Here is a 14,493-nt window from a genome sequence, read left to right as displayed (position 1 = left end):
TTATTATATCCAACTTGAGATAAAATTAAAAGCGACGCATATCGCAATCGCTTTTGTAAAATAGGATTTGATTGAGGGTTAGTGTTCGACGATATAACGATAAATATCGTCTCGAACAGGCGTCTCTAAATTAAAATGCATCGTGACAACAGGTTCTCCTGATTTCATCGTTGTTTCTTCTACTGTTCCCTCAATCACATGCACACGTCCTAAATAATAAAAGTTTTTACCTTCAGCGTCTTCTTTTTTTACAAATAGGTATAATGGAATGTTACGGGCTTGATGGTGAACGATATCATCTACTTCTGAAGATTTAAGTGAACGATTGGAACGGGTGTACCATTTAAATTCACTTTGACTAATAAATGTGTCGCCATACTGTGTAGACGTTGTAATATCCTCTTGTTTATGATAAGTGACAAAAATGGGTACCATTTGATGTCTCACTTGATAACCATACATCGTACTCGATACATCTTTATCCCAATTCATTATTTTTACAAAGTCTTTACGGAAATATTTTTGATATAATATCAATTCATTTTGACCTTGAAATTTCATTTCGTTATTATATTGACCGAGCCGAATAATGTCCTCCACATAACGTTGAAACCGTCCGCTATTGAGCTGGCTTTGAAAATGTTCTGCTAATTCCACAACATCGTCATTCACATGAATCACTGGGGGCCCATACGATTTTTCGATATCGTTTTTAAAGTAGCTGAAATCTAAAATTCTTAAGGTCGTCTCAATATCAGCGTCAGTTACTGCTGAATCAATCTGCTGCATATACTCCAATAATTCTGATTTTCGTGCATCGCCTTCTATCAATCGTTGTAAAATAAAATGTTCTGTATTCTTAAGTCCTGGCGCAATTTCTCTTGATAGAAAAGTTAAATTCTTGAATGCAGCTGCTTCTAAAGGTTCTGTTATATGTCCACGCTTTTCAAGAAACTCATGGTAATTTTTATATTTTTCTAAAATAATGAGTGGATCTATAGCATTTTGATCGATAAAATCCATGAGTAAAGGTTGTCGACCAATTCGACGTTCAACATTTTCATAGGCGTCATCCAATATTTTGACACTATTTAATGTCGCTTTGGTAAGTGACTCAAAAATTTGTTTTTTTGCAACTTCTTCAAAATTAATTGTTGAAACACCGTTTAGTACAGATGGTTCTGTTAAAAAGCGACGATAATTGTCTTTGTGATAACTTGGATCCCCTGATAATGCAATAGGAATTAAGTAATTATTTTTGTAGTTACCGATAAAATCAATGACCGTCACAAAATCTTTATTACTGCTTTTACGGAGACCTCGACCTAACTGTTGTACAAAAATAATGCTTGATGTCGTTGCTCTCAACATGATTACTTGGTTCACTTCTGGAATATCGATACCTTCATTAAATAAATCTACTGTGATAATGTACTGTAATTCACCCAAGCGTAACTGTGCAATCACTTCTGAGCGACGTTGTTGTCTATCTTCACCCGTAAGTGCTACAGACGGATAACCGTATTCTGATAACTTTTGAGCTAAGGCGTGTGCTTCTTTTTTGCGACTGACGAAAATCAGCCCTTTAAGTTCATCCCCAGAGTAACCGTAATACTCTGTACGTTCAATCACATGTTTGACACGTGCATCCGAAGCGAGTTTTTGAAGCGAAGTCGTATCGTCACTAATCATGCCATCTAATTCATAATCCGTCACACCAAAATAATGAAATGGACATAAAATGTCATTTTCTAATGCCGCTTGCAGACGAATTTCATATGCAATATTGTAATGAAAAAGTTCGAATATATTTAAAGTATCATTACGTTCAGGTGTCGCTGTCATGCCTAAAATAAACTCAGGCATAAAATAATCAAATACACGTCGATATGAAGCGGCCGCTACACGATGCGCTTCATCAAACACAATATAATTGAAATATTCAGGCGAAAACTGTTCATAAATTTCAGGTTTTGAAATCGTTTGAATCGTTGAAAATAAATATTTTGCAGTTGTTTGTTTATCATTTCCAGTTAATAATCCAAATGCATCGGCGGGTTCATCTGCTAACACACGTCGATAATCTTCCATTGCTCTTCTCAAAATCCCTTCATTATGTACGATAAAAAGGAATTTTTCTGGTTGTACCTGTCTCACGTCAAGTGCGGACATAATCGTTTTCCCTGTACCTGTCGCTGAAATAATCAAGCCTCTACTTTCTCCTTGCTGTCTAATCATTTCCAGTTCTCTCAATGCTTCTTGTTGCATCATGTTCGGTACGATAGCTTGAGCAGATTGTAATTGACGTTGTGTTTCAATTTGTGCTTGTTCTACTTCAAATATCGCTTGTCTCGTTTTCGGTTGATACACTTTACGATAGTTTTCAATCCACGCTACTGTTAATGGCTCACTTGTTTCCCATAACTGTTCAAATTGATTTTTAACTTTATGTACGATATCACCATTGCGATGGGATGAAAACATAATATTATGTTCGTAATTTACTTTTAATGCATGAGATGTCAGGTTAGAACTGCCGACAATCATCGACGTATAGTAATCATGATCAAAAATATAACCTTTTGCATGAAAACCACTCACATTTGTGACACGCACATCTACATTTTCTAACTTCATTAACTCTTCATACATTTTAGGTGAATTAAACGATAAATAGTTAGAGGTTAAAATACGACCCCGAATGCCTTTCATCTTCAATTCATAAAGATGCGTTTTCAAACTTGCCAAACCGCTCTCAGTCACAAATGCGACCGAAATACTAAATGATTCACAGCGATACAATTCATCAATAATTGTCGCTAATACATTTTCTTGTGCATTATTAATGAGGAGTTTAGGCAAAAAGTGGCCTTGTTTTTCAATAGAACGATCGATAAAACCTTTATGTAACGAATTTTTAAAATCATCAAGTAAATAGTCCATCTCGTTACGCCTCGTTTACTATGATATCTACTGCTGGAACATCAGCTGGCGCCCATTCCAATTGATGTAAATCTTTACTATCTAACCATTCAATCGCTCGGTGTTCAGTAAGTGTCGGCAAGGTATCTTTCAATGTACAACGGTAAGTCGTTAACACGATGACAGCAAAATCATATTCGTATTCAGTCGTTGTGATTTTGTCACCGACTTCCACATCACATTCCATTTCTTCACGAATTTCTCGTTTCAATGCGTCAACATCAGACTCTCCTTGTTCAATTTTACCACCTGGAAATTCCCATAATAAAGGCAAGCTCATCCTTTCACTTCTTTGTGCACATAACACTTTATGTTGATCAAAAATAACGGCACCTACAACATGAATCTTTTTCTTCATTATCAATACCCCTTTCTAAAATTTCATTATTTGTATTATAAATGATCTCATAAAATGTTTAAATGTGCATTATTTACTGTAAAAATTAAAAAAGACCAGGATAACGCAATATCCCAGTCCGTGTATCTTTATTTTATTCCTATTTATTCACTTCTACTGCTTAACATCCCCAAAAAAGTTGAAGATGTTTTTCGCGTTGTCTGTGTTATCGATATTACCTTGGAATTGGTCAGCGCCTGGTCCAAATGCATAGGTATTCACGTCTTCACCCGTATGACCGTTTGTTGTCCAACCTGTATTGGATTTTTTGTTAATCGGTGCTTGAATGGCGTCTTCCAGTTTTTGTTGTTGGGCTTCGTAATCGTCACTTTCTTCATCTAACTTCTTCAATGCATCCGCTTCTTGTTGAATGTCTTTCATCTCTTTTGAACTCAAGTCAAATCCATATCCTGCTTGAATCGTTTCTTCTACACCTTTTCCATCTGCAATTTGCTCTGTCATCCATTTTCCTGAATGTTTCATTTGTTGAATCGGTTCTGGGTTCCATTCGTATGCACTGCCTTGCCCCATACTTAAACCACCTGTTGAATGGTCAGCAGTCGCAACAACGAGTGTGTCTGGATGTGATTTGGCGTAATCAATCGCGTTCGCAAATGCTTTTTCGAATCCTTCCATTTCGGACATGACCCCTGTAATATCATTCGCATGACCTTGTTTATCGATAGACGCCCCTTCTACCATTAAGAAGAAACCTTTATCATTTTTAGAAAGGCGCTCGAGTGCAGCTTTTTGCATGTCTAACAATTCAGGTTGGTCCTCATCTGCATCAATCGCGAGTGGCATATTTTTATCCGCAAACAAGCCAAGCAATTGGTCTTCATTTGCGTTCTCTAATTGTTGACGATTTGTGACCACACCATAGCCATCATTTTTAAACTGGTCCGTGATGTTCCCATTTCCCTTACCAAAATATTTCGCACCGCCACCTAAAATGACGTCGACTTTATGTTGATTGTTAATACGTTGATCATAAAATTGATGGGCAATCTCATCTTTTTTATCACGGTCATCTATGTTGGCGGTATAAACGGCAGGTGTCGCATCTGTAATTTCAGCAGTTGAGACTAAACCGGTTGATTTTCCTAACTTTTTCGCACGTTCGAGTACAGATTCTAAGTCATTTTCCTGTTTATCAACTCCAATTGCTCCATTATACGTTTTATGGCCAGAACTAAATGCCGTTCCTGCCGCTGCAGAATCGGTAATGTTTTCTTTATCATCATCGGAATACGTTTGTTGTGTCCCCACTAAATAATCATCAAAAGCTGTTTTCTCAATTTCTTTTGTGTCTGGGTTGTCCACAAAGTAACGGTAAGCTGTGTTGTACGCGGGTCCCATGCCGTCTCCCACTAAGAAAATCACATTTTTAGGATGGCTCGTGTCACCGTACATCGCCGCTTGTTGCTCAGGACCTTCACCTGCACTTGACGCGGAGGCCACATGTCCAGTCCCTAACGTTGATGCGATCAAAGCACTCGCAATGGATAATTGTGCAAACTGCTTTTTAAATTTCATAACTGTCATAACTCCTCTACCAAATATTAAATACATTGCTATTGTAATGAATCAATTTAAATATGGCGTGAGGTTATTATTAAAAGTATGTAAAAAAGGGCAAAGCGAAATATATCACCCCACCCTTTGAATCACTATGATGCATTGACCGCTTTATAACGCTTCACTGTGTAAACCATGATTGGAATCACAACAATGAGTTCAACTGCAATACCCATCAATGACACGGTATCGACTTGAGCACCTGTCAAAGGTTGCGCAATCAACACAAAATCCCATACAAAATGATACATCATTAACGGAATAATATTGCGAATACGTATCGCTAGACAACTGAACACTAGACCGAATAAAAATGTCGCTAATAGCTGAATAGGCACTGCGTATAGGGGTACACCTGCAAATACATTCACTGCATGCAGTAACGCAAAAAATACGGCACTCATCACGATGCTGAATATGACACCGTGACGTTCTAATAAGACAGGCAAGACGATACCTCTAAACATCAACTCTTCCGAAAAACCGACAAGCATCGTCGTCAGCGCAATTAATCCTATCATTGGAAGGCGCCCTGTCCAGTTTCCTGTAAATAAAAACAAACTTAACATCACAATAAAAATGATAATAAAGGGAATGAGCCACTTAGAAAAATGAAAGCGTGCAGACAATGCGGTTAATTTCAATTTTTTATAAACGATAAAAGTCAATGCCGCAAAAATGATTTCAAAAAAGACGATGACGCGCACCATTTCTGGGTCACTATAGCTGAAACCTAATGCGGACACAATCGCCATACCTATGCCCATGAGTATGATGTATATGACACCTGTCCACACGGCAATTTGTTCTCTTTGAGTCATCACTACATACCACCTATTTTCACTTTTGTTATTATCATACCAAAAATCATTTGAATTGCATTGGAAACAGATGAGAATGTTCATTTTACATACAATTTTTTCGTTATATTTTGCCTTTTATAGTTGTTTCCAATTCTGCAACTACTTATAATGTCACTATTAAAAGAAATAAAAGGAGGTTATTTTTTGAAAAGCGACCTCACGTCTCGTAAACAAAAACATACCCATCCATCACATCAACAACGTCAGCCCAAATTCGAACCTTCTCCATCATCTAATCCGAAATGGCTCATTGCACTCATCATTTTAATCATCATCATTGTGCTTGGTGCGATGATTTATGGAGGTTACCGTTTGTCTCAAGTTAAGCTCCATTTCAACACTACAGAAAATAAAGCGACAACCACTCAAACCCAGCAAGGTACTCACACCGTTCACCTCGATGTTCTGTCATATGACTTCAGCCAAGACTTTATGCATAGTGATCGTATTGATGGTTATCAAAACTTTCATATCGGAGAAACACGTAAAGATGTCGAGGCAACCCATGGTCCTCCAGAAAAAACTGTTCAAATTGATGGTCGTGATGCCGCGTCATATGGTGATATTGCTGTCAGTTATAACGCACAACATCAAGTCGAACATATCTATGTCACACCACATCAAGTTACGACTGCACAATTTATCGGTGTTCATCAAGCGCCTAACATGACAGATGGCAACATTTGGTATTACGATAGTCACCAAGACAATCCATACACAATTAAAGTTTACACACAAAATGATCAAGTCATTGCCATCGAAAATATTCCACAAATTTAAACCATAACAAAGTGTCTAGGAACGCGCAGAATCATTCAGCAATCGTTAGAACACGGAATGTTTAAGCTACAACGTACAACGTTAAAAACGAACCAAAAAATCACGGTCACACTTCAAACACTGAAGTATAGCCGTGATTTTTACATTTCTTTAAATGCCGCCGTTTCATATGAAACATCCTTATGCTTCAACTTTTTCAAATGTCCCCGGATTAAACTGAAGTTCCGCACGTTCTAACGGCCAATATCTCACAAATACTTTTCCTACAATACTCTTGTGTGGCACGAGTCCTACTGTATATGAGCGACTATCGATACTGTTCAGGCGATTGTCACCGAGGACGAGATAATGTCCTTGGGGTATCGTTGTACTTCCCTCTGACCCCTCAATATCCGACAAAGTTTTCGGTCAAAAATTCAGCTGCTTTTTCTTTTTTATTCGCTTTTAAATAAGGTTCTTTTATCTTTTGGCCGTTAATATACAATTGATCATCTTGATATACAACACGATCACCAGGAACGCCTATAATCCGTTTGATAAAATCACGTTCCGCATCTTCATGAAACACAATGACATCCCCGTGATTAAGCACATTCAGCTTTTGAGACAGTTTGTTCACAATGACACGGTCACCTGTTTCAAATGTAGGATGCATAGATGCGCCATTGACCGTGTAAGGTGTGAAAATAAGCCATTTTACGAAACCGACGATCACTAGGGCGATTACAATAACTATTAATATAGCTTTTGTTTCTTTTCTCATTCTATGCCCCTTTCTTGCATACATTTCAATTTCTATGCTACTTAATATTTCACAACTTCACAACAAGAGGCAGTCTACCGGCACACTTACCGAAGACTACCTCCGCGATTAATATTGAATTGTTGCCGTAATTCTAAGCTGGTCGCCTGTTTGATTGCGGTACGTATGCGCTGTATTGGCATTAAAACTGATTGCTTGTCCCGCTTCAATTTCATAGTGTGTGTCTCCAACAGTAAGTGTTAAAGTGCCCTCATTCACAATAATGTATTCTTTCGCACCTTCTTGATGTGCATCTGATTCGAGTATACTGTCCGCATCCATACGCATACAAAACATTTCAAACGCATGTGCCGCCTCATATGGAAAGTAAGGATAAACGACGACCGAGCGATCATCATTATAAATCGGCTGAATGTCTGAACGGTCTATTTTTTGAATTGCTTCATTTTCTTCACTAATTAATGAAGTCAATGGAATACGTAATCCATTTGCGATTTTCCATAATGTATTGATACTTGGATTCGCTGCCCCTTTTTCAATTTGACTAATCATTGTTTTACTAATGCCAGTCAATTGTGCGATTTTATCTAAACTAAGACGATGCGCTTGACGGTAATATTGTAAGTTTTCCGCAACGACTGTGTTAATATTTTCCATTTTTGAGCCCCTTCTATTTACAATATAGTGAACATCATGTACGATATAGTGTGTTCTTTATATAGAACGTTTCGTCAATTATACCAAATATAGAGAGGAGTTGACACTTTGGAACAACAATCTAGCCGTATCAACTGGTTACTTTTTATCGGTATTATGCTCATTGCCGCTAATTTAAGAGCACCTATTACTTCAGTAGGCGTGGTATTACCCGCGATTAAAGATACATTAAACTTATCCAACACAGCCGTCAGCTTTATTTCCATCATTCCTTTATTAGCTTTTGCGATCATTTCATCACTTGTCGCTAAAGTGAGTCACCGTTTCGGAATGGAGCGCTCACTCTTTGTCGCTTTATTATTGATTTTATTCGGTGTCATTTTAAGAAGTGTGACAGAGGTCAGTTTATTATACATTGGGACGATACTGATTGGTATCGGGATTGCATTTGGTAATGTCCTCGCACCCGGAATGATTAAATCCAAATTCCCGTATCGTATAGGTATTATGACAGGTTATTATACCGTCGTGATGAACATCTTTGGTGCACTTTCATCTTATGGCGCCGCACCGCTACTTAAAAATTACAATTATAATGTTGCATTAGGCAGTATTGGCATCGTCGCTTTCATTGCAGTGCTCGTATGGACGTTCCAGTTACGTCATCATGCTGCACAAAAACAAGTCGACCTATCACACGCTGTCAATGTATGGAAATCACCACTCGCATGGCAAATTATGCTACTCATGGGGGGGCAGTCTCTTATTTTCTATTCACTCATTAACTGGCTACCAGAATTTTTATTATCGTATGATATTCCAGTGTCACGTGCAGGTCTTTATTTGTCGATATTACAAATTGCGATTATTCCATTAACTTTTGTCACACCAATTTATGCAGCACGACTTAAAAACCAAGTCTTACCTATCGCATTTACAGGCGTTCTCTTTACTGTCGCTATTTTAATATTAATGTTTGCGCCGCGCATGGCCCTCTTATCACTCATCATTATTGGTATTGCACTTGGCATTGCGTTCGGTTTGGTGAATACACTATTTAGTTTACGTACCGAAAGTGGTTTAACTGCAGCGAAATTGGCAGGTATGTCGCAAGCAGTGGGCTATTTGTTGGCATGTATCGGACCATTGTTCTTCGGTATTTTACACGATTGGACAGGACAATGGATGGTGTCATTATTAGTATTACTCGTGACAGGCCTTGCGATTATGACGATTGGATCAAGATCAGGACGAAATACAACTATTGAAAAGACTTTAGAACAATAACACTTGATTTGACTTAGCGGATTTTCCACTACAGTTGATTCCTCAAGCGTCTCGGGTTGCTCTTGCAATCTAATCACTTTTCTTCAAATTTAAAAGACAGGCGTGGTTTGAATTATTTTTCAAACTGACGTCTGTCTTTCTGTTTGCTTAAAATGGATCGTTTATAATTAACTCCATCTTTCTTCAAAGCGGCCGACTTTCCATACTACCATCGCAATAATCCATGAAAGAATAAGCACGATGACTAATGCATAACCGAGCCAACCGAAATCTAATTGTGTCACCCAGCCGAGAAAACCATTTTTCCAATGCCATTTTTCACCAAGTAATTGCACGATTTCGACGCCACCAATGAGTAAGGCGGCAACGACTGAAATGGCGGTCATCGTTATGTTATAGAAAATTTTACGTGCAGGTTTGTCAAATGCCCAATGATACGCGTTTGTCATCAATACACCATCCAATGTATCTAACAAACTCATACCCGCAGCGAACAAAATAGGTAATGCGATAATCCCTAAAAACGGCACGGTATGTTGGGCTGCACCTGCTGATAATGCCAATAATGACACCTCACTCGCCGTATCAAAACCCAGTCCAAATAAGAAACCTAATGGGAAGATGTGCCAACTTTTTTGAATAAACTGGAAGAGCGGTCGAACAAAACGCATGATTAAACCGCGTGATTCGATGCGTTCATCCATTTGTGCGTCTGTAATGTTTCTATGACGTAATTGACGGAATAATTGAATCAGTTGTACTAAAATAACTAAGTTTAAAATACCGATTAGCAATAAAAAGACACCTGAAACAATAGTACCAATTAATCCGCCTGTCGTTTGAAAGCTTTCCAAATGACGTTGTGCCCAAGTCACCGCAATACCTAATGCAGCCGCCATTAAGAAAACAACGGACGAATGCCCTAATGAAAAGTAAAAACCCACACCCATTGGATTTTGTTTCTGTTGGAGTAATTTGCGCACGGTATTATCAATCGCCGCAATGTGGTCCGCATCAAATGCATGACGCAATCCGAGTGTATAAGCAATGATGCCCATGCTCATTAATAACGGGTATTGCGAGCCGCCAATCCACATCAAAACGATACCGACAATATGTAATAAAATGACAATGCCGAGATAAGGATAGGCATGTTTCATATTTTTTATGTTATTCATTTCATTTTCACCTATTTCTATTTTAAGATAATAAAATCATACACCTTTTTCTTTTTATTTCAAATTTTTAGCTCTATGATATTGCAAAAAAACATTTAGAGAATAATGATATTTTTATATAACACAAAACATGTATACCTACCAAGTGATCAAAAATAAAAAGAGCCAGGATCCAAACCTCATCCCAGCTCTTGTATTTAATTCGATTAATGATAAATTTTACTCCCTTGTGCCTTAAATTCCTCAGCCATTTCTTGCATACCTGCTAATTTTTCTTTATGGGCATCACGAATATTGTGAGAAATACGCATTGAACAGAATTTCGGTCCACACATGCTACAGAAATGTGCCACTTTAGCTGATTCTGCTGGCAATGTTTCATCATGGAAAGCACGTGCACGGTCAGGGTCGAGTGATAAGTTAAACTGATCTATCCATCTGAATTCAAAACGGGCTTTACTCACCGCATCATCCCGATCTGTCGCACCTGGTAACCCTTTGGCGATATCAGCGGCATGTGCGGCGATTTTATACGTCACGACGCCATCACGCACGTCATCTTTATTCGGTAAACCGAGATGCTCTTTAGGTGTCACATAACATAACATCGCTGTCCCATGACTTGCGATTTGAGCTGCACCAATGGCTGATGTAATGTGGTCATATGCCGGTGCAATATCAGTTGTTAACGGTCCGAGTGTATAAAATGGCGCTTCTTTACAATAAAAGTCTGCCAGCTCTTGGTTTTCTTTAATTTTATGCATCGGTACATGTCCAGGACCTTCTATCATCACTTGGACATCGTGTTCCCAAGCAATCTCTGTCAATTCGCCTAACGTTTTCAGTTCAGCAATTTGGCTTTCGTCATTTGCATCATAAATCGAACCTGGACGTAAACCATCGCCCAATGACACCGCAATATCGTAACGGTTCAATATTTGACAAATTTCATCAAAATGCGTGTATAAAAAGCTTTCTTCGTGATGGGCCAAACACCATTGCGCCATAATTGAGCCGCCACGAGACACGATACCAGTTAAGCGATCCACCGTTAATGGCACATATCGCAATAAGACGCCAGCATGAATCGTAAAGTAATCTACACCTTGTTCAGCTTGTTCAATTAAAGTATCTCGATATATTTCCCAGGTTAAGTCTTCCGCGATACCGTTCACTTTCTCCAACGCTTGATAAATTGGCACCGTACCGACTGGAACTGGCGAGTTACGGATTAAATATTCACGTGTCGCATGAATGTTTTTTCCTGTCGATAAGTCCATCATCGTATCGGCACCCCAATGAATCGCCCATACTAATTTTTCAATTTCTGCTTCAATAGACGACGACACGGCAGAGTTACCGATATTGGCGTTAATCTTCACTTGGAAATTTTTACCGATAATCATTGGTTCTGATTCAGGATGATTGATATTGTTCGGAATAATCGCGCGCCCTCTCGCAATCTCATCTCTGACAAATTCTGGACTCACATTTTCACGTGCTGCAACGAACTTCATTTCTTTAGTAATCATGCCTTGTTTCGCATAATACATTTGTGTTACGCGTTTACCCTCTCGTGCACGTCTCGGTTGATATTTGAATGGATGTTCAACAATATTTTTATGTGTTTCTGAATGGTAACCGTTGTCGATAGATTGCACTCGACGTCCTTCATAATGCTCGACGTCTTGACGGTCTTCAATCCAATCTGTTCGCAACGCCGGAATGCCTTTCGTGACATCGACTTCATATGTGTCATCATGATAAGGTCCTGCTGTATCGTAGACGACGAAAGGTTCATTTTTCGTTGTCCCTTGTTCGGTTACCGTTTCAGACAATGCGATTTGGCGAAATGGGACTTGAATATCCTCATCCTCACCTTGCTTAAAAATACGTTGACTTGCTGGAAAGTTTTTCTTTAATTCAATTTGTTCTTGTTTCATTCAATTAACCCCCTCTGACTTTACTAAGAGGCATTAACATCACTGAAAATAATAGGCAAAATAAAAACGCACTCAAAATAATTCTAAAGTGCGTACGAAAACGAACGAATCTATTAAAGTGCGTCAAAAGTGAGCCGAAATCATGTATGTTGCATCACAACACGATTTCGCCTTACAAATGAACACAAGTCAGTCATGAAGGTTTCGTTTGCTTCCCTACGCTAGTATGATCTAGATCAGGTTCAAAGGGTTGAGGCGTTAACCTCTTTCAGCGCATTAATGGCACCCCTAGCAAATTCCATATTTAAGTTTTACAACAGTATCGTATCACTAAAAATGTAAAATGACAATTGATGTCATAAAATTAATTTTATTGCTTTATTTTTGTCATTTGATTTTTTTAGAGATTGGGCTTTACTAAACAAAAAGAAAAGCTAGGAACAATGCATCTCCTAGCTCCTTTTTAATTGGATTTACAAAATAGGCGACAGTAATTTAGCGATAGACTGCTTGAATTTCACCCAATTTGAACGGGCCGCATAACGTTCTGGTGTCAGTTTTTGCGACACTTTCAAATCTTCTTTAAATGCTGCAATTAATGTTTGCGCAATCTCTTCGTTATACACAATCGCATTGACTTCAAAGTTTAATTTAAAGCTCCGTTCATCCATATTAGCAGAACCGACTGATGCGACTTCACCATCAATGACCATCATTTTAGAGTGAATAAAGCCATTTTCATACGTATACACATTGACGCCATCTTTCATCAGTTGCGCGACTGTCGTTAATGTCGCCCAATGCACAAACGGCTGATCTGGCTTGTTAGGGACGATCAGATGAATGTCTACACCTGCTTTAGCGGCAATACGTAAGGCGTTCACGTAACCAATATCTGGTACAAAATAAGGCGAATGCATGTAAATCGTGGACTTCGCATTCATAATCATTTTCAAATAAGCAAATTCCAGTTGTGGCCATTCACGATCCGGTCCACTTAACCCGAGTTGTAATGCGACATTGCCGTCTTTTCGTGCATTTTTCGGGAAATAACGAGCAATGTATTTCAATTGTTGGTCTTCATCGACTTGTGAGTTCCAATCATGAATAAAGCTTAATTGTAATGCATCCACGCCATCACCTTGAATACGCAAATGGGTATCACGCCAGTAGCCCATTTTTTGATCTAAACCAAGATATTCATCCCCAACATTAAAGCCACCGACATACCCAATATCGCCATCAATCACAACATTTTTTCGGTGGTTCCGGTTGTTCACACGGAAATTGATAAATGGAATGATTTTCGCATGGAAAAAGGCTTCCACTTCAACACCCGCATCAACCAAACCTTTTAATTTTGACTTTCTCAATTGTTTAGAACCAACTGCATCATACAATAACTTCACTTCGAGACCTTCCCGAGCTTTATCTTTCAAAATTTGTAATATCTCAGTGCCTAACCCATCCATATTTAAAATATAAAACTCCATATGAATGTATTTTTGCGCTTCTCTCAAGTCTTGTTTCATTTGATTAAATAATTCATGGCCATCTGTAAAAATGGAGACATGATTGTTTTCACTTAAAAAGCTCGCTTCTCGTGTTAACATCATTTCAACCAAATCAGACTGCTTCTCTACTACAGGGTTGTCTGTGCTGAATTGCTTGTTTTTAAAGTGTTCTTTTTGATTTTTAACACGTGTCCGCGCATCTTCTACCGCTTTACTTTCATCATGCCGTGTTTGTTTCATTTTTACTGCGCGACCAAAGAAAAGATATAATAAGAAGCCTAATGTTGGCATAATAAAGAGCAACAGTAACCAAGCCCATGTAGACGTCGCATCTCGGCGGTCTCTTTCCATAAAGATAATCACAAATGCGAGTACAATATTGATTAAGAAAAAGAAACCTAGAAAGATACGATAAATCATATTCACGCTCGGATCGAATATGAGTTGCATCACGAAAACCTCCTTTACACATATTTTAATCATATACCCCGTTGATTCAATATGAAAGCTTAGCGCACATTCAATCATCAATATATCACTTTTAATTTTAT

At 38.4% G+C, this 14,493-nt stretch carries 10 protein-coding genes, 1 pseudogene and 1 riboswitch; of the genes and pseudogenes, 2 read left to right on the top strand and 9 right to left on the bottom strand.

Translation table 11 applies throughout. The annotated features are described in order from the left end of the window. Nucleotides 1–78: 78 nt before the first annotated feature. The 4 genes from GZH82_RS01925 to GZH82_RS01910 all read right to left on the bottom strand — a co-directional run bounded on the left by GZH82_RS01925 (nucleotide 79) and on the right by GZH82_RS01910 (nucleotide 5,778). Nucleotides 79–2,943 carry a DEAD/DEAH box helicase gene (locus tag GZH82_RS01925; protein ID WP_162681069.1) on the bottom strand — a complete coding sequence of 955 codons (2,865 nt, stop codon included), beginning with the start codon at nucleotides 2,941–2,943 and terminating at the stop codon, nucleotides 79–81. A 4-nt stretch (nucleotides 2,944–2,947) separates the two neighbouring features. Next, nucleotides 2,948–3,340: a (deoxy)nucleoside triphosphate pyrophosphohydrolase gene (locus GZH82_RS01920; RefSeq protein WP_162681068.1), complete on the bottom strand. Its 393-nt coding sequence runs from the start codon at nucleotides 3,338–3,340 to the stop codon at nucleotides 2,948–2,950. Nucleotides 3,341–3,493: 153 nt separating this feature from the next. Continuing rightward, complete coding sequence (locus GZH82_RS01915) at nucleotides 3,494–4,915, bottom strand: alkaline phosphatase (RefSeq protein ID WP_162682978.1); 1,422 nt, start codon at nucleotides 4,913–4,915, stop codon at nucleotides 3,494–3,496. Between the two features lie 134 nt (nucleotides 4,916–5,049). Next, entirely contained in the window at nucleotides 5,050–5,778 is a 729-nt protein-coding gene (locus GZH82_RS01910) for a CPBP family intramembrane glutamic endopeptidase (RefSeq protein WP_162681067.1), read from the bottom strand. 186 nt (nucleotides 5,779–5,964) lie between these two features. Between GZH82_RS01910 and GZH82_RS01905 the strand changes: the two genes are divergently transcribed. After that, nucleotides 5,965–6,600: a hypothetical protein gene (locus tag GZH82_RS01905; protein ID WP_162681066.1), complete on the top strand. Its 636-nt coding sequence runs from the start codon at nucleotides 5,965–5,967 to the stop codon at nucleotides 6,598–6,600. A gap of 180 nt (nucleotides 6,601–6,780) precedes the next feature. On the opposite strand, the pseudogene lepB reads toward GZH82_RS01905, so the two are convergent. Further along, a pseudogene (gene lepB, locus GZH82_RS01900) lies at nucleotides 6,781–7,363 on the bottom strand (signal peptidase I). A gap of 108 nt (nucleotides 7,364–7,471) precedes the next feature. Beyond that, a complete protein-coding gene (locus GZH82_RS01895; RefSeq protein WP_162681065.1) occupies nucleotides 7,472–8,020 on the bottom strand; it encodes a helix-turn-helix domain-containing protein in 549 nt (182 codons plus the stop codon). Between the two features lie 108 nt (nucleotides 8,021–8,128). Between GZH82_RS01895 and GZH82_RS01890 the strand changes: the two genes are divergently transcribed. Next, nucleotides 8,129–9,307: a CynX/NimT family MFS transporter gene (locus GZH82_RS01890; RefSeq protein WP_162681064.1), complete on the top strand. Its 1,179-nt coding sequence runs from the start codon at nucleotides 8,129–8,131 to the stop codon at nucleotides 9,305–9,307. A gap of 167 nt (nucleotides 9,308–9,474) precedes the next feature. Here the strand turns inward: GZH82_RS01890 and GZH82_RS01885 are convergent, their stop codons facing one another. The 3 genes from GZH82_RS01885 to cls form a co-directional block, all read right to left on the bottom strand. Further along, a complete protein-coding gene (locus GZH82_RS01885) occupies nucleotides 9,475–10,485 on the bottom strand; it encodes a HoxN/HupN/NixA family nickel/cobalt transporter (RefSeq protein WP_162681063.1) in 1,011 nt (336 codons plus the stop codon). Between the two features lie 206 nt (nucleotides 10,486–10,691). Beyond that, nucleotides 10,692–12,428, bottom strand: a complete 1,737-nt coding sequence (thiC, locus tag GZH82_RS01880) for a phosphomethylpyrimidine synthase ThiC (RefSeq protein WP_162681062.1) — start codon at nucleotides 12,426–12,428, stop codon at nucleotides 10,692–10,694. Between the two features lie 196 nt (nucleotides 12,429–12,624). After that, a riboswitch (TPP riboswitch) is annotated at nucleotides 12,625–12,728 on the bottom strand. Nucleotides 12,729–12,901: 173 nt separating this feature from the next. After that, on the bottom strand, nucleotides 12,902–14,392 hold the full coding sequence (gene cls, locus GZH82_RS01875) for a cardiolipin synthase (RefSeq protein WP_162681061.1): 1,491 nt from the start codon (nucleotides 14,390–14,392) through the stop codon (nucleotides 12,902–12,904). Nucleotides 14,393–14,493 lie beyond the last annotated feature (101 nt).

Source organism: Staphylococcus sp. MI 10-1553, from assembly GCF_010365305.1.
In the GTDB taxonomy this organism is placed as follows: domain Bacteria; phylum Bacillota; class Bacilli; order Staphylococcales; family Staphylococcaceae; genus Staphylococcus.
The sequence above is the reverse complement of the archived record's forward strand: the minus strand, read 5'-3'. Positions and strand labels throughout refer to the sequence as shown.

Coding starts and splice junctions, on each gene's coding strand:
- GZH82_RS01885 (WP_162681063.1), bottom strand. CDS start 10,485: ATGAATAACATAAAAAATATGAAACATGCCTATCCTTATCTCGGCATT.
- GZH82_RS01915 (WP_162682978.1), bottom strand. CDS start 4,915: ATGAAATTTAAAAAGCAGTTTGCACAATTATCCATTGCGAGTGCTTTG.
- cls (WP_162681061.1), bottom strand. CDS start 14,392: ATGCAACTCATATTCGATCCGAGCGTGAATATGATTTATCGTATCTTT.
- GZH82_RS01895 (WP_162681065.1), bottom strand. CDS start 8,020: ATGGAAAATATTAACACAGTCGTTGCGGAAAACTTACAATATTACCGT.
- GZH82_RS01910 (WP_162681067.1), bottom strand. CDS start 5,778: ATGACTCAAAGAGAACAAATTGCCGTGTGGACAGGTGTCATATACATC.
- thiC (WP_162681062.1), bottom strand. CDS start 12,428: ATGAAACAAGAACAAATTGAATTAAAGAAAAACTTTCCAGCAAGTCAA.
- GZH82_RS01920 (WP_162681068.1), bottom strand. CDS start 3,340: ATGAAGAAAAAGATTCATGTTGTAGGTGCCGTTATTTTTGATCAACAT.
- GZH82_RS01925 (WP_162681069.1), bottom strand. CDS start 2,943: ATGGACTATTTACTTGATGATTTTAAAAATTCGTTACATAAAGGTTTT.